This window comes from Micromonospora sp. NPDC049101, assembly GCF_040648675.1.
In the GTDB taxonomy this organism is placed as follows: Bacteria; Actinomycetota; Actinomycetes; order Mycobacteriales; family Micromonosporaceae; genus Micromonospora.
In genome coordinates, this window is sequence record NZ_JBEZED010000038.1 from 35604 (window position 1) to 53523 (window position 17920).

Sequence of the window (17920 nt, forward strand, 5' to 3'; positions counted from 1 at the left end):
CGGGTTTGCGAGCCCCGCAGTCGCGATCGAAGGTGGCTCTGTGAGCGCGAGGAGTGAGCCGGGTTTGCGAGCCCCGCAGTCGCGATCGAAGGTGGCTCTGTGAGCGCGAGGAGTGAGCCGGGTTTGCGAGCCCCGCAGTCGCGATCGAAGGTGGCCCGGTGAGCGTTGGGCAGGTGTTGCTGGTTGCCGTGCTGGCGGTGCCGGCGCTGGGTGCGGTCGCGGTGGCGGCGACACCGCGGGACCGGGCGGCCCGGCTGGTCGGCACCGTGGCGGCGGCACTGACCCTGCTGGCCGCGGTGCCGTTGGTGTTCGATCGGCGGGGCTGGTTCGCCTGGTCGGCGGACGCCCCGGCGGTGCGTCCGTGGCACCAGCTGGACCTGCCCTGGGTGCCCGGTCTGGAGTTGCGCTTCCATCTCGGCGTCGATGGCATCTCCTGGCCGCTCGTGGTGTTGACCGCGCTGCTCACGTTGCTCTGTTGCGGGTACACGATGTGGCGGGTGCCCGACGGCGGCAGCGGCCGGGCGTTGGTGGCGCTGCTGTTGGTGGTCGAGGTGGGCATCCTGGGCACCTTCCTCGCCCTGGACCTGGTGCTGTTCTTCCTCTTCTTCGAGGTCGTCCTGCTGCCGATGTACGCGATCATCGCCGGCTGGGGCGGTGCGGACCGGCGTCGGGCGGCCCGCAAGTTCGCGCTCTACACCCTGTTCGGCTCGGTGTTGCTGCTGGTCGGCGTGTATGTGGTGGTCGCGGCCACCGGCACCGCCGACGTGGTGGCGTTGACCGGCGGCGCGGGGATGTCCCGGGGCACCCAGTTGACCGCGTTCACCCTGCTCGCGTTGGCCTTCGCGGTGAAGAGCCCGCTGTGGCCGTTGCACTCCTGGCTGCCCGACGCGCACACCCAGGCCCCCACGGTGGGCAGTGTGGTGCTGGCCGGGGTGCTGCTGAAGATGGGCACGTACGGGCTGATCCGGGTGGCGGTGGGGGTGGCACCGGACGGCGCCCGGTGGGCGGCGCCGGTGCTCGGCGTGCTGGCCGTCGCCGCGATCCTGGTCGGTGCGCTCGTCTGTCTGGCGCAGGGCGACGTGAAGAGGCTGATCGCGTACTCCAGCGTGGGGCACATGGGCTTCGTGCTGCTGGGCGTCGCCACGCTGACCACCGTGGGCATCCAGGCGGCGTTGATCGGCAACATCGCGCACGGGGTGATCACCGCTCTGCTGTTCTTCCTGGCCGGTGCGGTGAAGGACCGTACCGGCACCGGCACCCTCGCCGAGTTGTCCGGCCTGCGGGAGACCGCGCCCCGGTTGGCGGGTCTGCTGGCGTTCGCGGCGGTCGCGTCGCTCGGTCTGCCCGGGCTGGCCGGCTTCTGGGGTGAGGCGTTCGCGGTGATCGCCGCCGTGCAGGTGGGCGGCCCGCTCTGGACCACCCTCGGGGTGCTGGCGGCGGTCGGCGGCGCGCTCACCGCCGCGTACTTCCTGCGCCTGCTGCGCCAGGTCACCCACCATCGGCCGAGTGCCGCCGTCAGTCGGGTCGGCCCTGGCCTGGCCGGTGCGGAGCTGACCGCGTGGGTGCCGCTGGTGCTGCTCGCGTTGGCCATCGGGCTGGCACCGGCGCTGGTCCTCGGCGTCGCCGAGGCCCCCGTCGACGCCCTGATCGGGGTGGTTTCCCGGTGAGCGCGAGGAGTGCAGCGAAGCGGAGCCCCGCAGTCGCGAACGAAGGCGGGCTCAGATGAACGTCGTGCAGAGCGTGGACAGCGTCGCGCTGCTGCCGGCCTACCTGGCCGCCGGCACCGCCGTACTCGTGCTCATCACCGATCTGCTGGTGGCCCGGCCTCGGGCCACCATCGCGGTGGCCGCGCTGGGCGCGTTCGGCACCGCCGTCGGTGCCGTCCTGGTCGGCGCGGCCGGGGAGCGGCGGACGTTCTGTGTCGGCGCCGACTGCTCCTGGATCTTCGGCGGCCGGGCCGCGCTCGTCGGCGCGGTGGTGGCGCTGCTCACCCTGGGTGTGCTCGGGCTGTCCGGGCCGGCGCTGCGGGCGGGGCGGTCGCCGGTGGGGGAGTACTGCTTCCTGTTGGCCTGCTCGATGACCGGTGGCGTGGTGCTCGGCGCGGCCGGCGACCTGATCACGCTGATCGTCGCCCTGGAGACGCTGACCCTGCCGCTGTACGTGCTCGTCGGCCTGCGTCGTGGCAGCCTCGCCAGCGCCGAGGCGGCACTCACCTTCTTCGTGGTCAGCGTGGTCGCGACCACCGTCACGCTGCTCGGCGCGGCGCTGCTGTACGCGGCGACCGGCGGGTTGCACCTGGATCGGCTCGGCGCACTGCTCGCCGAACGGTCGGAGTTGCGGGACCTGCCGCTGACCACCGCCGCGGTCGCGCTGCTGCTTGTCGGGTTGGCCTTCAAGGTGGCGGCGGTGCCGTTCCACGCCTGGGCGCCGGCCACCTACGACGGGGCGCCGCTGCCGGTGGCCGCGTACCTGTCCACGGCGTCGAAACTGGGTGGCCTGATCGCGCTGCTCGCCGTGGTGCAGCGGGCGCTGCCGGCCGAGCAGACCGGCCCGGTGCTCGCCCTGCTCGCGGTGCTCACCATGACCGTCGGCAACCTGGTCGCGCTGCGCCAGCGGCGGACCGTCCGGCTGCTGGCCTGGTCGTCCGTCGCGCAGGCCGGCTACATCCTCGCCCCGCTGGGCGCGTTGGCGCTGGCCGCCGGCCGCACCGACGAGGCACGCGCCGCCGCGTACGCCGCCGCCGTGGCGTACGCCGTCTTCTTCGTGGTGTTGGAGTTGGCCGCGTTCGCCGGGGTGACCGCGCTACGCCCGGCCGGTGCGGACGGCGGCACGCTCGACGACCTGCGCGGGGCGGCCCGCCGGCACCCGTGGCGGGCCGCCGCGCTCGGTCTCGCATTGGTGGGTCTGGCCGGTCTGCCGCCAGGGCTGGCCGGCCTGTTCGCCAAGGTGACGGTGGTGCGGGCGTTGCTGGACGGCGGGGCGGCCTGGCTGGCGCTGGTGGTGGCGCTGAACGCGGTGATCGGGCTGGCGTACTACCTGCGGGTGACCGCCGCGCTCTGGGCACCGGTGACGACGACGCCGGGCCCGGCCGCGGCGTCAGCCGGTGACGGTGCGGCTGCCGTACCCCTGGTGGGTGTGGTGGCCGTGGTGCTGGCGGTGGCGACGGTGGCCGCCGTGGTCCTGGGCCTCGCCCCGCAGTTGGTGCTCGACCTGGCCGGGCGCTGACCTGCGAATCCAGTCTCAGTGAACTCTCAGCGTTGAGACGGATGGTTGGCGGGTACCGGGTTGTTGCACCGGTCAGCGGATCCCGGCGATCCGTGCACCGAAGGAGAGATCGTGCACCACAACCGTCTGAAGACCGCCGCACTGCTCGGCCTGCTCTCCGCGCTGATTCTCGCGGTGGGCTACGGGTTCGGTGGCAGTGGCGGCCTAGTCATCGCCGTCCTCATCTCACTTGTCATGAACGGCGTCACCTACTTCTACTCCGACAAGCTCGCACTGCGCTCGATGGGTGCGCAACCGGTCACCGAGGCACAGTTCCCCGAGTTGTACCGGATGGTGCGGGAGTTGGCGACCGACGCCCGGCAGCCGATGCCGCGGCTCTACGTGAGCCCGACCGCGCAGCCCAACGCGTTCGCCACGGGCCGTAACCCGCAGCACGCGGCGGTCTGCGTCACCCAGGGCATCACCGAGATCCTCGACTACCGCGAGCTGCGCGGGGTGATCGGGCACGAGCTGTCGCACGTCTACAACCGGGACATCCTGATCTCCAGCGTGGCGGCCGGTCTGGCCAGCATCATCACCCTGCTGGCGAACCTCGCGTTCTTCATCCCGCTGGGCGGCGGGGACGACGAGGACCGACCGAACCCGGCAGTGCTGCTGCTCACCCTGATCCTGGGCCCGATCGCGGCCACGGTGATCCAGTTGGCGATCAGCCGGAGCCGCGAGTTCCAGGCGGACGCCTCGGGGGCCGAGTTGAGCCGTGACCCGCTGGCCCTGGCGAGCGCGCTCCGCAAGATCGACGCGGTGGCCAGCCGTCGGCCGTTGCCGGCTCAGGGCCAGCTCACCAGCACCGCCCACCTCATGATCGCCAACCCCTTCCGGGGCGGCGGCATGGCCGCGCTCTTCTCCACCCACCCGAAGATGGAGGACCGCGTCGCCCGGCTGGAGCAGATGGCCCGCAACTCGGGGCCGGTGCAGTTCCAACGCTGATCCACTGATCCACTGATCCACTGACCCGCTGATTCACCGCTCCGCCCGTACCCGCGCGGTACGGGCGGAGCTTTGTATACCGACTGGACGGTGGCGTTAGGGTCGTAACGGCTCACGCTCATTACACCCTCGGGAGGTTCACGGTGACCGCGCTGCGTCAGTACCTGGGTGTCTGGCGGATCCCCGGCGCGCCCATGCTGCTGATCACCGGCATCATCGGGCGGCTCGGCATCGGCATGACCCCGCTGGCGCTGCTCCTGGTGGTCGAGCAGGTGACCGGGCGCTACGCGCTGGCAGCCATCGCCGGCGGCATCTACGCCGTCGCCGGCGCCGCCCTCAGCCCGGTGGCCGGGCGGATCGCCGACCGGGTCGGCCCGAGCCCCGTCCTGCTGGTCACCGCCGTGGCTCACCCGCTGGCGCTCATCGGCCTGCTGCTGGCCAGCCGCTCGGGCGACGACGCGCTCCCCGTCATCTACCTCACCGCGGGCGTGGCCGGCGCCACGTACCCGCCGCTCACCGCCGCCATCCGTGGCGCCTGGAACGAACTGACCGACCCCGCCTCCGGCCGGTACGCACTGCGCAACACCGCGCTCGCCGCCGAGACCTCGCTGTTCGAAATCGTCTTCGTGCTCGGCCCACTGCTCGTCGCCGGGTTCGTGCTGGTCGCCGACGCGGCAGCCGCGCTGATCGGCGCGGCGGTGGTCACCCTGGTCGGCACCACCGCAGTCGCCCTCGGCCGGGTGATGCGCGGCTGGCGTCCACACCCGCGCGAACACCACGCCCGAGGTCTCGGCCCACTGCGGGTCGCCGGTTTCCCGGCCCTGCTGATCTGCGTGGCCGGCCTGGGCATCGCCTTCGGCGCCGCCGGGGTGACCGTCCCGGCGTTCGCGAGCGGCCACACCACCGACGACCCGGAAAGCCTCGCCGGCCTCCTCCTGGCAGTCTGGGGCATCGGCAGCGCCATCGGCGGGTTCTGGTTCGGCGTCCGCAAGCCGGCCACGAACATGACCCGACAGTTCGCCCTCCTGCTCGGCGCGCTCGCCGGCACCTTCGCCGTGTTCGCGGTGATGCCCACCCCGCTGGCGCTGGGCGTCGCCCTGATCTTCGGTGGAGCCACCATCGCGCCCGCGCTGACCCTGGAGAACACCCTGGTCGGCCGGATCGCCCCCACCGGCATGCTGAACGAGGCGTACACCTGGGTGGTCACCGTCGCGGTAGCGGCGAGCGCCGCCGGCGGCGCGGTGGCCGGCCTGATCGTGGACCACGCCGGCGGCGTCCGCTGGGCGTTCCTGTTCGCCGGGGCGGCGATCGCCGTAGGGGCCGGGGTCGCGGCCCTACCCGCCGGGCCCATCGCCCGCGCCGAAACCACAGCGGTACGCGCCGAAGACCTCGTCCCCGCCTGACCCGTCGGCCTGGCCTGCGGTTGGCCTGGCCTCCGGTCGGGCTTGCCAAGCGGGGTCGGGCCTGGTCCGGTTGCGCTTGATCCACTCGGGTTCCTTGAAGTCGGGCTGTCGCGGGCGCGAAGATGCCCCGATATCAAGGAACCCGAGTGGATCACACTCCGTGCGCGGCGGCCGGAGCCTCTACCGGTAGTTGTCGAACTGCAGGGCAACGCCGAAGTCCTCGCCCTTGAGCAGCGAGATGACCGCCTGAAGGTCGTCCCTCTTCTTGCCGGTGACCCGCAACTGCTCGCCCTGGATCTGCGCCTGCACGCCCTTGGGGCCCTCGTCACGGATCTTCTTGCTGATGGCCTTGGCCTTGTCGGGCTCGATGCCCTGGACAACCTTGCAGTCAATCTTGAAAATCTTGCCGGACGGGCGCGGCTCGCCAGCGTCCAGCGCCTTCAGCGAGATGTTCCGCTTGACGAGCTTCTCCTTGAACACGTCCAGTGCGGCGCGCACGCGCTCCTCGGTCTCCGCCTGAAGGCCGATCGCCTCCTCGCCGGACCAGGAGATCTCCGCTCCGGTGCCGCGGAAGTCGAACCGAGTCGCGAGCTCCTTAACCGCCTGCCGGAGGGCGTTGTCGACCTCTTGACGGTCAACCTTGCTCACGATGTCGAACGACGGGTTCGCTGCCATGTTTCTGCTCCTGCTGTCCGGCGGTCTGGGCCTGCCGTCGGCCGCCGACCAGCGGCACGACCCCCTGACCGTACCCGGTTGCGCCGGCACCGGGGGGAGCCGCTATCCTTGCTTCCGCCGCCGCGTTGCGACGCGGTGGGGTGCCCTGGCGGGTTGCCCGAGCGGCCAATGGGAGCGGACTGTAAATCCGTCGCGAAAGCTTCAGAGGTTCGAATCCTCTACCCGCCACCAGGTGCAGACACGGCCCCTGACCAGCAGAGATGCTGATCGGGGGCCGTTGTCGTTGATCTAGCCGAGTCTGGCTGAGTCCAGCCGTTGACGACTGGTTGTGGGCAGATGGTGGGCAGGTCGATCTTGCCCGCTGAGGCCTCTCCTGGGGCTGCGAACGCTCGTGCGCTGAGGCGTTGCCGGCTCGGTGCGAACCGCGCCTGGAGCGACCGGCTGAGGCTGCCATGGGGGCTTACCCGGCTTCAGAGGTAGCCCGGGGGCAAGCCAGTCCTGGGGTTGGACTGGCGCGGCAGTCGGAAGCCCTGGCCCTCGATCAGATCGACCTGTTCGCTTCCGTGCCGCCTGGCCGTGGTCGTCCTGTGTCTGGATCAGAGGAGTTCGGGGCGGCGGTCCGGCGGCAGTCGGTGGCTCTCCGCCCCGGCGCCGGAGGCGGCCGGGGCGGCTTGCCGCCGGCCCGGCTCACCGCCCGCGCCGCGCGGAGCGCGGCGCCTTGATCCAGAACAGAACAATCCAGCAACAGTCGCCGGTGGTATCAGGGTCGAGAGAAGCTTGTCCGCCTTAGCTCCGTGTATATTAACGATCCTTACTGGCACGTTCGGTTGATGTAATGGAGATTGCGAATCATGGCTTCCCCTGCGGAAGATGAGTGGGACGACCAGGTCGAAGAGAGCAAGTCGGTGACGCCTGAGGAGGTTGCACGGGCCGTTGTCACCGGCACTGATTGGACCACTGAGACGATTCTGAGTCAGTTGCGTCGAGGGAATATTCAGCTGAACCCGAGGTTTCAAAGACGCGACGCCTGGGATGCGACACGAAAAAGCAGATTTATCGAGTCCCTGCTTTTGAATCTTCCCATCCCGCAGCTTGTCCTAGCGGAGGATCGAACTCGTAGGGGCGCTTTCGTTGTCCTCGACGGAAAGCAGCGATTGCTGTCGATAAGGCAGTTCGCTGTTGGATCGTCTGTGGATAACGACGGCCAGGATTACGAACGGCTGAGACTCCGTGGGATTGAGACTCGGAGTGATCTAGCCGGGGCCAGCTTGGCTTCACTTGAACAAGACGAACAAAAGTTGGATGATCTGAATGCTTTCTTGAATCAGACTATTCGGACTGTCGTTGTAAGGAACTGGCCCAATGAAGCTTTCCTTCATGACGTGTTCTTGCGCCTCAACACAGGCAGTGTGAGCTTGTCACCGCAGGAGCTTCGCCAAGCGCTACATCCCGGGCCTTTTACGGACTTCGTGGACGATTACTCCGCCAATAGTATTCAGATCAGGAAGGCACTCAACCTCAAAAAGCCGGATTTCAGGATGAGAGATGTGGAAGTCGCCCTGCGCTTCTTCGCATTTAACCTCTTCTGGTCCGACTATAGAGGCGAACTCAAAGACTTTCTGGATGACACCACAGGCCGCTTGAACGCCGAGTGGGAGACCGGCGGCCGGGAGTCGCAAGTGACTGAATTGGCAGAGGCTTGCGATACGGCGATTGAAACGACCTTCTCTATCTTTGGCAAGAATGCCTTCCGGCGATGGACCGGGAAGTCATATATCTCAACTTTCAACCGAGCTGTGTTCGACGTCATGACATTCTACTTCAAATTGCCTAAGGTGAGAGAGCGGGTGATTGGAAGAGAAGCAGATGTTGAGGACGCCTTCAAGGCTCTATGCGGAGACCCCGCCTTCACAAATGCCATACAAACTACTACGAAGACCATTGCCGCAACTCAACTGCGCCTTCTCATGTGGGGTGAAGCTTTGAAGACGGTAGTGGGAAGTGAAGTGGTTCAGAGCGCCAAGCAGGAATAAAATGAACTCCCCTCGATATCGTGAATTGTCCCGGCGAATCACCGAATTGCGTGACCATTTTTTGCCTGCGCGCTTTGACCCTACTGGTTCCTACAGCGAAAGGGTTCATGACAGAGTGCGCGCATTCCGGTTGCTCGCGCATGCTGAGGTTGAGTCATTCTTGGAAGATAGGGCCGTGCAGGTGGCCAACTCTGCATTCACCTCCTGGAGCGGCGGCGCTGCGCCAAAGCCTTGTTTGTTAGCTCTGCTCGCCTTCGAGGAAGCTGGCAGGGAAGCTCCTACCTCGCTCATCAAGCGGCCGCAAAAAAGAGCCCCAGACTTGGCTGGACGTGTGTCTAGAGCAAAGAATCAATATGCGACATACGTGAAATCTCGAAATCATGGCGTAAAGGAAGAGAATATTCTGCGCATTCTCCTCCCGCTGGGTGTGCGAGAGTCGGATATTGACCACACCTGGCTTCTCTCCCTTGAGTCTTGGGGGTCGACGCGGGGTGAGCTCGCGCATCGGAGTAAGAAGGTGCAATCTCCGCTCGACCCTCTCACTGAGTGGAATACTGTTTGTGAGCTAGTCAGAGGAGCGAGGAATGGACGCGCGGTTAGTAGTTTCAGTCACACTGGAGTGATTAGCGCTTTTAGGGACGTTGACCTTTACCTAGGCAATCTGTAGCCCCAAACCCAGGGTGGCTATCGTTTAGCCAAGATTTCAGGGACGGGGTCGTCGTCCCACGGGATAATCCTGCTCTCGTATCCAGCAACTGGGCAGGCCGGCGCTCCTCCTGGTGAGGACGGCCTGAGCGAAATCCCTGCCCCTATGAAGGGTAGCCCCACTCCTCATACATGTATTGCTCTAGGACTCTTTGACGTTTCCGCTTGAGATCCTCGATGCTTACTTTTTTCTCGCTCAGATCCAGAGTCTGAAGGGGAAATATCCAATGATTTAAGACGGTGTTAAAGTCGTCTTTAGTGGCCGACGCCTCATCATACAGGTTTCCGTCAATCATAGACTGAAGAACCTGACTGTTCATCCGACGGATATCCCACCAGGGCGTTGAGTCGTTTATCGATACATTCTTCCAAGCTGCGGACACCATATCCAGGCCATCCCTAGAGGTTATACCCATCCGAGCTAAACTCGATACCAATTCGGGAAGCCTGCCGGATACCCAGCAAATCGGATCCTCGCTTGGGCCCCACCATAAAAGCTCGTCCTCTGTTTCCACTAGATCCACGTACAAGACACGCTCTCGTTCGGAGATCGGTTGATTGCGGAAGATCCAGTCCACATCGTTCGGTCCATCGAGATAGTGAGACTCCCTCAACGTATCCAAATACCTTCGAACCTCTCCTAGGCTGGCTGGACTGCCCTGGTACGCCGTCGCATACAGACAGCGCGCAAGGTGTGAATAGAACCAGGAAATTTGAGTGGACCAAGATTTACCGTCTTGTGGATCGGTGCGCACCAAATCCAGTAAGATTAGAACCTTCGCCGCCTCCTCCAAGAAAAATGCCTCAACTATACCTGCGCCGTGAGGTCGCTCGAGCCGCACCAAGTGCTTCGCATCCTCATGCAGCCGGGCTACCTGCCGAGTTAAGGCTTCGAGACCCTCGGCAATGAGATCAAACCGCCTCTTAACCGGAAGTTGCAGAATGGCTTTTAGTCGGCGTGGCTCCATAACGCTCCTAGAGGTGTAGGTCCAAGTTCAGCTAGGCCCAGCCGTCTATCGCATCTCGGACGAACAGCAGGGTGTGAAGCACCCACTTACTGTCAGGGGCGGAGTGGCCGGTAGATCTTGACGACTTTCTCGACGGTGCCGTTCGTCCAGGTAATGCCTAGTTGTTCGATCAAGGCCGTGCCCACCTCAACAGCAAAGAGGGCCGCGAGCTCTGGATCGGCAGACACTTGGCGCTGCTGCGTCTCCGGTCCCGGGCTGTTGACCGGTGCACTCGAGAGCAGGCAAGGACTTGCGTACGTGCCTCGGCCGTGCTCGGTAGCGACCAGGCCTGCGTCCCGCAGGACCGATATGGCCTGACGAATCGTCCCGCGTGCTGCCCGGAATTCGACGCTGAGGACGCTTTCGGCCGGCAGGAGGGCGCCCGGGGGGATCACGCCGCTCTCGATGCGCTCTCTCAACTCTTCGGCGATGGCGCGGTATCGGGGCTGTCCGTAGTGCGGGGTGGGCACCTGCTCACCGTACCTGGCACTTGTCTTACCAAGTGCCAACCAAGTGACCTGTTTCGACGTCTAGACAACTCGTCCACTTGTAGATACGTTTCCTGATGTGCGGCTGGGGTGACGGCTCGTGTCAGGGGTGGTCTCGCGCCGGCCCTGGCCGCACCTGATGCGCGGCGTCCTGTCGGACCGGTTGCGGTAGCCGCGCGTACAAGTTGGCTCGGCGATACCCGACCCCGTCCGGCGTCGGACGGTGCGCCGTGCCTTCATCCGGGCCGGTGGCCGGCCGCATTCCCTCGTGGCTGGCCACCGGCCCCCGTCTACCTGTGGAGGTGCGATGTCCGGCTCTCATCGTCGGTCCCGTTGGTTCTCGTCCTGGTGGTCTCGGCGGCACCCATCTGACCGGGGTGTTACCAGCAACGTTCAGCCGAGTCCTCGCGCGGCTTATACAACCTCCTCGCCGCGGTGGTCGACGGGCGCCACCTGTGAACTGCCTGCGCTCCGCTCCGTACCCCTGATGACGCGGGCTCAGCTCTTCCGAGGCAACGGCGGGCGGTGGCCGCGGTGAGTCGTACGAACAAGCCGGCCGCCGTCACGAGCCACCCGGACTGGTGTGCCCCGGATCGCTGCGGTTACCTGGTGCCGCCGGTGATGTCGCACATGGCCCGCCGCCATCGCAGCTCGATGCAAAGGGTTGGCGAGAGTCGGGCCGGTGGGCTCGTCGCCTCGTACCTCATCAGTGCTGAGGCTCTGGGGGATGCCATGGTCGGTGTGCACGTGACGTGCCGGGGCGGGAACGCCTGGGCTGAGTTGTCGTTGTCGCAGGCGGTCGATCTCGCCGAGCAACTGAGCGGCTTGGTGAAGCAGGTACTCGTGCAGCAGAGGGCCGGCGATGAGTGAGGGCGTTCCGATCCCGGGCGGTCGGTCGATGTCATCGGCTCCGCCAGTCGTGTGCCCGGCCTGGTGTCGGGGCTGCGGAGCGAACGACCCGATGCACCGCGGCTTCCTCGCCACGATCGGGCGAGAGCGGACCGGCTGGGTAACCGTCCAACTCCTCGCTGACCGCTTCGCCCGCCGCGACCTGGCCGTGAAGCTCGACGCGACCCGGCAGGGAGCGACGCAGACCGTACTCCTGTCGCCGACGCAGGTCGATCGGCTCATCGACGAGTTGACGCATGCACGCCTGGAGATGCTGGCTACCGCTGACGGGCATAAGCGGGCGGGAGGGAAACGGTGAACGCCAACAGACGTCGGGGCGTAGCCGTTCCTCGTACTCCTGGCCCTCGTCCTGGGCGGTCGCCGCGAGCAGCGGTAGCGGTGCCTCCGGTTCCGGAGCGGCCCGCTGGCGGGACCACCTGGCAGACGTTGGAACGTCTAGGGGGTACGGTGACCGGTGTGCAAGGCCGGGACTGGCGCCCTCGCTACCTGCAACTCGCCGAAGAGTTGCGGGCGAAGATCGTGAGCGGCGAACTGGCCCCCGGTACCCTGATGCCCAGCGAGACCGAGTTGGCCGACACCTCGGGCCTGTCGCGCACAAGCGTCCGCAACGCCATCCGGCAGCTCCGCGAATGGGGCCTGGTCCGCGCCGAGCAGGGGCGCGGCACCTACGTGCGGGCACCCCGCCAACGGGTACGTCGTCGCAACACCGAGCGGTACCAGTGGGAGAAGGATCGCGTCCTGCTCGACGAGGGCGAGCGGCTGAAGACCGGCGCCACCGAGCACGACACGGGTCTGACCGTCGATGACCTGAAATTCCATGCCGAGTATTCGCGGGTGGAGGCGGATGCGGAGATGGCGGCGGCCTTGCAGGTCGAGCCGGGCACTCCGCTGCTGCGGCGGGTCTACTGGACGTCGTCGCGGCACGAGAACGCGCCGCTAACCGTGTCGTACTCCTACCTGCCTTATGAGCTGGTGGCCGCGAACCCGGACCTGCTCGACGCGGGTAACGAGCCGTGGCCGGGCGGGACGCAGCACCAGCTCTACACGCTCGGCGTCGAGTTGGACCGGATTGACGACGAGATCCGCGCTCGCCCGCCGTCGCCGGATGAGGCCGAGTTGCTGGACATCGACCCGGGCGTCTCGGTGCTCACTGTGCGGAAGACCTCGACCGACACCACGGGTCGCGTCGTTGAGGTCGCTGACGTGGTGATGCCGGGCGACCGCACCGAGCTTGTCTACTCCCACAAACTCCAGCGGTGGAAAACTTGACGCAGCTCGTCTCGGTCATCACCCCGGTCCACGCGCCCAGCATCGAGCACCTGCCTGGCGCCTACGAGTCGTTGGCCAAGCAGGAAATGCCTGACGGCTGGGACTGGGAATGGCTCGTCCAGGAGGACGGGCAGACCGGCGCCCTGGCCGACGCGCTGCCCGATGATCCCCGGATCAGTCTGGGCACCGGCCGTCCCGGTGGGCCCGGTGTTGCCCGTACCCTCGCGCTCGCCCGAGTCTCCGGGCAGCTCATCAAGGTGCTGGACGCCGACGACCAGTTGACCCCCGGCGCGCTCGGCCGGGACATCGCTGCGTTCGACGCGCACCCGCAGATCGGCTGGACCACCTCGCGGGTACTCGACCTGCTGCCCGACGGTTCGACCGCCGGATGGGACAAGGATCCAGCCGGCGGGGTTGTCGACCGCGGTTCGGTTCTGTCGTTCTGGAAGGCGAACGACTACCGGGCATCGGTGCACCCGGCAACCCTGTGCCTGCGGCGAGATCTCGTCTTCGCCCTGGGCGGCTGGATGGCGTTGCCGGCCTCCGAGGACACCGGGCTCCTGCTCGCCGCCAACGCGGTCAGCGCGGGCTACTTCACCCGGGAGTACGGCTTGCTCTACCGCAAGTGGCCCGGCCAGGTCACCAGCCAGGCCGCCCACCGGGAACCAGCCGAGTACCGGGCACGGATGGGGATCATCGAGGCCCGAGCCAACGCCCTGGCCTCGATGATCCCGAACGGCTTCGACGGCAGCGCTACGGCGTAGCCTCGTGCCCCGGCATCCCATGGGTACGCCGCCGCTCCTTCATCTCCGCCTCGAAGATGTGCCGCCGACCGCCGGCCAGCTTCTCCCGCGCATCCCGCTCGATATCCTGGAACGCGGCGTAGTAGCCGTCGTCGAACTCCTCCACGATCTGGAACGTCCACCGGCCTGGTAGCACGTTGCGACCCAGCAGCTCGTGCTCGACCCGGTCGGCCGTCTCGTCGTGCCCGGCCTTGCGGAGCAGCTTCACCACCCGGTCAAGAGTGAGGTCCGCCCCACCAACAAGTTGGTGCGCCGAGTACAGGTGACCACGCACCCGATGAATCGTCTCCAGCGCTTTGCTCAACTCGCCTAAGGCCTCCACTGTTGTATCGCGCACCCCATTTGGCCGGCGGCGAAGGCTAGGGTTGGACGGAGAATTGTTGGCCTGCTGCATAGGCGGTCGGTACCCGTAAGACACCGGAAGTAATCCTGAGCGGATGGGATTCTCTGCTTGCTGACATGCCCGCAGGAGCTAGCTTCAAGGAGTTTTCATGCGAGTAATGCCGGCTAGCTACCATCAAGGCCGCCGGTCTGGACCTCTAGATCAATAGGGGATCTCGGGTCAACTCTTTGATAATGGCGCTGGTCGGCCAGGTTAGTCATATTCCAATGCTGGAACTCTTGTACAATTAGGGATGAGTGGCTAATTACGGCCAACTGGGCGTGGCCTACCGCTTGTTCAAAATGATGCAACATGGTGAGTTGAAACCCGGCGTGGTGCCTGTCTAGCAATTCATCAAGAACCAAGAACGTGGGCTCAACCATTGCGTGGTGCTGGGCATGGACGCCAGCTACTTCCATGAGCACGAGGTCATTGATGGCAGACATGTAGCCCGACTCTTCGGCAGTGGTTCGATAGGTGCGGCCGTTGTAGTCAACTACATATCGGACCGAATCTTTGTCAACCTGGACTTCCTTGACCATGTGGCTCATCTCGGGTGTCGCTCTGAGGATGCCTTTCATTGCGGTTGTGTTCACGTCAAGGAAGCGAGCGAGCGAGGCTACGCTGCCAATGGAAGTTCTGTGCCAACCCGAGAGAATTACCATTTTATAAGGTCGAGCAACGTATGGAACCGGACGGCCATCAAGGATGTGAGAGACCTCGCCGCCTCGACCCTTCGTTGCGACTTTGTGGGTCTGTGGGTCGAACCACCGGACGGCAATGTCAACGTCTCTCCTTTGCGAGATTTCGGCTACGTAGTGGGGGTTTGCAACACTGCCGATTAGCCTTGCGAGCATAGTTTTGCCACTGTTGTTTGGGCCTGCGATGATATTTCGCATCCCCAGTTTGAAGTTGCGCCCGGAAAGAGTTGCCGGGGCTGAGTTTATGGCGATCGACTCCACAAGCCCGTATTTGTCTAATGCGAATCCGTGCATTTCGAACGACTTGCGCGCCTCGTGTAGCCGCTTCCATGCGCGCAGTTCAGCTACAGAGAAGGAATTTCCGCCATCCGAGTCGATCGCCTTGCCGTGATCGTAACAGCACCAGATGCCGTTCTCTGCCGACCTGCGCTCATTAGTCGATAGGCCGCCTGTGCCGCGGGGTCCGCCCGGCGCGGCGGCATAAATATGTGCTGCCATTCCGATGTCTATGGAATCCGTCGTGCCTGGCCCAGGCCCCACGGTTGGTCTTCCGCAATTCAGTACAGAGCATTGAAACCCTGCTCGCTGGGCAATTAGTCGCCTTGTGGCGGCTAAAAAATCTGCGCGCTGTTCCACTTGAGCGCCATCTCCTCGCTGGCCAAGAATTAGTAGGGTTTCACGCTATCGGAAAGCATCAAACCGGACGAGCCTCTCGCTGCGATGATCTGCGACTCGTCATTAGCGATGTATCTCTTTATTCTAAAAACTGGCAAATGGTGCTTCCGGTGCAATTCGGCACGGCGACCAGGGTGCATCGCGACCAGTTGTTGACTTGTCTGCCAAGTGCCGTCTACCTTGGACGCAGCTTGGCAGACAAGTTAACAAGTTGGAGGTTGAGCGATGGCTCTGCGCGGCGGTACGAGGTTCGCGGTGCGGTGTGAGGACGTGTTCCCGGCGGGGTGCGCGTTGGTGCCCGAGTCCCTGGGCGAGGTCGAGGACTACGACGAGAAGACCGGCCGGCGTAGCCCGGCGAAGGACAAGCTGACCGGCCAGCGGGTGTGGCAGGTCCGGGTGATGGACCTGGATCCGGAGCTGGGAAAGCGGTCGCGGGAGACGACGGTGAAGATCTCGGCGGACTACCAGCCGGTGCCGCCGACGGGTGGCCTGTTCGAGGCGGTCGAGTTCGACGGCATGACCGTCACGCCGTACGTGGGCAACAACGGTCGGATGGCGTATTCGCTGCGGGCGACCGGGATGCGGGCCCCGGCGGGCGTGGCCACGAAGGCGGCGCAGTAGCCGCATCTGGTGGGGGCGGGGCTGTCAGGTCTTGGCGGACGGCAGCCCCGCCCTCTGTCTCTTTCCCCTGCTCTGTCGAGAGAGGTAGTGACATGTCCAAGCGTATGCCCGCCGTCCTACGGCGGCCCACAGTGGCGGGTGCGCGATGATGCGCCGGCCTCGTGGCGAGGTCGTGATGACCACCGCCGGGGACCTGATGGTGATCCGGCCGCGCCGGCTGGAGCTGCCGGTCTGGCTGATCGCGGTCGGCCTGGTGCTGCGGTGGCTGTGGCGGGGCCTGTGGTGGTGCCTTCGCCACCCGGTCGCCGTCGCCCTGGTCGTGGCCGGGGTGAGCCTCTACCGCGAGTTCGGCCGATCCGGCGTGATCGTGCCCGTGGTCCTGGCCGCCGCTGTGTCGGCGCTGTGGCGGTGGCGGCACGAGTCGTCCTGGTGGACCTGGTGCGCCGGCCCGATCCTCGGCCGGTTCCGTCAACTCTTCGTCTACCGACGGGCCTGGCGCGAGGCAATGACCCTCTGCGGCCTGGCCAAGGTGTACGACCATCGCACGGTCCTGCCGGAGCTGCTGCGGGTCCGCTCGGATCAGGCGCTCGACGTGCTGACCATCCGCATGGTCCGCGGCCAGACACCGGAAGAGTTCCAAAAGGCAACGGCGAACCTGGCGTACGCCTTCGGCCGGCGGCACGCCCGGGTCTACTCCGAGCGTCCCGATGATCCGCCGATCCGGTCCGGCTATTGGGCGCTGGTCCTGGGCGCGGTGGACCGGCTGCGGTTCCGGGACCGGCCGTCGGTGGTCTACCTGGTGGTGGTCCGCACGGATGCGCTACGCACCCTGGTCGACCCGTTCGACGTCCCATCGGTGCCCGACTTCACCGCACTACCCCTGGCGCGACGGGAAGACCTGCGGCACTGGTGCCTGCACCTGCTCGCCACCCACGTCCTCATCGGTGGTGCCACCCGCTCCGGTAAGGGCTCGGTGCTGTGGTCGCTGGTCCGTGTTCTGGCCGGCGGGATCTCCTCCGGGCTGGTCCGGCTCTGGGTGATCGATCCCAAGGGCGGTATGGAGTTCGCGATGGGTCGGCCGTTGTTTGCCCGGTTCGCCTGCAAGTCGTTCGAGGCCATGGCCGATCTGCTCGACGAGGCCGTGACGGTGATGCGGGAGCGGCAGACCCGCCTTGCCGGCGCGGTGCGGGTTCACACTCCGACCCTGGATGACCCGCTGGTCGTGGTCGTCATCGACGAGATGGCGGCACTGACCGCGTACCTCCAGGACGTTGACCTTCGTAGGCGCATCGCCGGTTCGCTGGGGTTGCTGCTGTCGCAGGGTGCCGGTGTCGGCGTCCTGGTGGTGGCCGCGTTGCAGGACCCGCGCAAGGAGGTGCTGCCGTTCCGGGACCTGTTCCCGACCCGGATCGCGCTCGGCCTGACCGAGGCCGCTCAGGTCGACCTGGTGTTGGGCGACGGTGCCCGCAACCGGGGTGCCCTCGCCGACCAGATGCCGCGCTGGGCCAAGGGCGTCGGCTACGTGATCCTCGACGGCACCCCCGAGCCCGCCCGCGTCCGCTTCTCCTACATCTCCGACGACCACATCCGGGATCTGGCCGCCGAGTACCCGGCGCCGGCTGACGCGGCGGACATCCTCGCCCAGGTCGGCCGGGAAACCGCCACCGAACCGACCCGCCCGCCCCTGCCTCGGCAGCGTCGCGGACCACTGCTGCCCGACTCGCTGCTGAACATCCTCGACCGGGACACCGACGGGGGTGAGCCGCGGTGACCGCCCCGCCTGACGGCCGAACCTTCTACCGGCTCCGCGCCCCCGGCACCGACAGCGCCAGCAGCACGGCCGTGTCCGTCCGCGTCGACCCCGCCCGGCCCGATGCGTACCCGGTCTATCTCGCCGTCGGTGGCGGCCGGCGCCGCATGTACCTGACCCCCGACGAGGCGTGGGCGCTGTGGCGCTGCCTCTCCGAAGCGGTGGCATCCCTCGGCGAGCCACCCGAGCACATCCGTACCCGCGTCGCCCCGGCCCGGAGGTAACCG

Annotated in this window: 18 protein-coding genes and 1 tRNA gene; 14 read left to right on the top strand and 5 right to left on the bottom strand. The window is 66.3% G+C overall.

What is annotated here, in order from left to right:
* The first annotated feature begins 158 nt into the window (after positions 1 to 158).
* The 4 genes from AB0B57_RS33720 to AB0B57_RS33735 all read left to right on the top strand — a co-directional run bounded on the left by AB0B57_RS33720 (position 159) and on the right by AB0B57_RS33735 (position 5615).
* Positions 159 to 1667, top strand: a complete 1509-nt coding sequence (locus tag AB0B57_RS33720) for an NADH-quinone oxidoreductase subunit M (protein ID WP_357079368.1) — start codon at positions 159 to 161, stop codon at positions 1665 to 1667.
* Between the two features lie 55 nt (positions 1668 to 1722).
* A complete protein-coding gene (locus tag AB0B57_RS33725) occupies positions 1723 to 3225 on the top strand; it encodes a proton-conducting transporter membrane subunit (RefSeq protein WP_357079371.1) in 1503 nt (500 codons plus the stop codon).
* 111 nt (positions 3226 to 3336) lie between these two features.
* Positions 3337 to 4212 carry a zinc metalloprotease HtpX gene (gene htpX / locus AB0B57_RS33730; protein ID WP_357079374.1) on the top strand — a complete coding sequence of 292 codons (876 nt, stop codon included), beginning with the start codon at positions 3337 to 3339 and terminating at the stop codon, positions 4210 to 4212.
* Positions 4213 to 4355: 143 nt separating this feature from the next.
* On the top strand, positions 4356 to 5615 hold the full coding sequence (locus AB0B57_RS33735) for an MFS transporter (protein ID WP_357079377.1): 1260 nt from the start codon (positions 4356 to 4358) through the stop codon (positions 5613 to 5615).
* 180 nt (positions 5616 to 5795) lie between these two features.
* Here AB0B57_RS33735 and AB0B57_RS33740 read toward each other — a convergent pair whose 3' ends face one another.
* Positions 5796 to 6290 (bottom strand): YajQ family cyclic di-GMP-binding protein, encoded by a 495-nt coding sequence (locus AB0B57_RS33740; protein ID WP_357079380.1) that lies wholly within the window; start codon positions 6288 to 6290, stop codon positions 5796 to 5798.
* 147 nt (positions 6291 to 6437) lie between these two features.
* Between AB0B57_RS33740 and AB0B57_RS33745 the strand changes: the two genes are divergently transcribed.
* From AB0B57_RS33745 to AB0B57_RS33755, 3 genes are all read left to right on the top strand, one after another.
* Positions 6438 to 6521, top strand: a tRNA-Tyr gene (locus tag AB0B57_RS33745).
* 620 nt (positions 6522 to 7141) lie between these two features.
* Entirely contained in the window at positions 7142 to 8323 is a 1182-nt protein-coding gene (locus AB0B57_RS33750; RefSeq protein WP_357079383.1) for a DUF262 domain-containing protein, read from the top strand.
* A 1-nt stretch (position 8324) separates the two neighbouring features.
* Positions 8325 to 8990, top strand: coding sequence for a HEPN domain-containing protein (locus AB0B57_RS33755; RefSeq protein ID WP_357079386.1), 666 nt, complete (start codon positions 8325 to 8327; stop codon positions 8988 to 8990).
* Between the two features lie 142 nt (positions 8991 to 9132).
* Here the strand turns inward: AB0B57_RS33755 and AB0B57_RS33760 are convergent, their stop codons facing one another.
* Both AB0B57_RS33760 and AB0B57_RS33765 read right to left on the bottom strand, forming a co-directional pair.
* The gene (locus AB0B57_RS33760) at positions 9133 to 9996 is read right to left on the bottom strand and encodes a hypothetical protein (protein ID WP_357079389.1); all 864 of its coding nucleotides are present in this window, start codon (positions 9994 to 9996) and stop codon (positions 9133 to 9135) included.
* A gap of 92 nt (positions 9997 to 10088) precedes the next feature.
* Complete coding sequence (locus AB0B57_RS33765; RefSeq protein ID WP_357079392.1) at positions 10089 to 10505, bottom strand: GntR family transcriptional regulator; 417 nt, start codon at positions 10503 to 10505, stop codon at positions 10089 to 10091.
* 543 nt (positions 10506 to 11048) lie between these two features.
* On the opposite strand from AB0B57_RS33765, the gene AB0B57_RS33770 reads away from it, so the two are divergent.
* The 4 genes from AB0B57_RS33770 (at position 11049) to AB0B57_RS33785 (ending at position 13465) form a co-directional block, all read left to right on the top strand.
* Positions 11049 to 11393: a hypothetical protein gene (locus AB0B57_RS33770; protein ID WP_357079395.1), complete on the top strand. Its 345-nt coding sequence runs from the start codon at positions 11049 to 11051 to the stop codon at positions 11391 to 11393.
* Positions 11394 to 11484: 91 nt separating this feature from the next.
* Positions 11485 to 11730 carry a precorrin-4 C11-methyltransferase gene (locus tag AB0B57_RS33775; RefSeq protein ID WP_357079397.1) on the top strand — a complete coding sequence of 82 codons (246 nt, stop codon included), beginning with the start codon at positions 11485 to 11487 and terminating at the stop codon, positions 11728 to 11730.
* A 149-nt stretch (positions 11731 to 11879) separates the two neighbouring features.
* Complete coding sequence (locus tag AB0B57_RS33780; RefSeq protein ID WP_357079399.1) at positions 11880 to 12701, top strand: GntR family transcriptional regulator; 822 nt, start codon at positions 11880 to 11882, stop codon at positions 12699 to 12701.
* Positions 12689 to 13465 (top strand): glycosyltransferase, encoded by a 777-nt coding sequence (locus tag AB0B57_RS33785; RefSeq protein WP_357079402.1) that lies wholly within the window; start codon positions 12689 to 12691, stop codon positions 13463 to 13465. Before AB0B57_RS33780 ends, AB0B57_RS33785 begins: the two co-directional genes overlap by 13 nt.
* On the opposite strand, the gene AB0B57_RS33790 is transcribed toward AB0B57_RS33785, so the two are convergent.
* Both AB0B57_RS33790 and AB0B57_RS33795 read right to left on the bottom strand, forming a co-directional pair.
* Positions 13455 to 13898: a hypothetical protein gene (locus AB0B57_RS33790; RefSeq protein WP_357079405.1), complete on the bottom strand. Its 444-nt coding sequence runs from the start codon at positions 13896 to 13898 to the stop codon at positions 13455 to 13457. The two genes, AB0B57_RS33785 and AB0B57_RS33790, sit on opposite strands and share 11 nt — an antisense overlap.
* Before the next feature lie 113 nt (positions 13899 to 14011).
* Positions 14012 to 15085 carry a hypothetical protein gene (locus AB0B57_RS33795; RefSeq protein WP_357079408.1) on the bottom strand — a complete coding sequence of 358 codons (1074 nt, stop codon included), beginning with the start codon at positions 15083 to 15085 and terminating at the stop codon, positions 14012 to 14014.
* A 402-nt stretch (positions 15086 to 15487) separates the two neighbouring features.
* Here AB0B57_RS33795 and AB0B57_RS33800 point away from each other — a divergent pair, with 402 nt between their 5' ends.
* The 3 genes from AB0B57_RS33800 to AB0B57_RS33810 all read left to right on the top strand — a co-directional run bounded on the left by AB0B57_RS33800 (position 15488) and on the right by AB0B57_RS33810 (position 17917).
* Complete coding sequence (locus AB0B57_RS33800) at positions 15488 to 15883, top strand: transcriptional regulator (protein WP_091402451.1); 396 nt, start codon at positions 15488 to 15490, stop codon at positions 15881 to 15883.
* Between the two features lie 175 nt (positions 15884 to 16058).
* Positions 16059 to 17654, top strand: a complete 1596-nt coding sequence (locus AB0B57_RS33805; protein WP_357079412.1) for an FtsK/SpoIIIE domain-containing protein — start codon at positions 16059 to 16061, stop codon at positions 17652 to 17654.
* A complete protein-coding gene (locus AB0B57_RS33810) occupies positions 17651 to 17917 on the top strand; it encodes a hypothetical protein (protein ID WP_357079415.1) in 267 nt (88 codons plus the stop codon). The genes AB0B57_RS33805 and AB0B57_RS33810 overlap by 4 nt, the downstream gene beginning before the upstream one ends.
* Positions 17918 to 17920 lie beyond the last annotated feature (3 nt).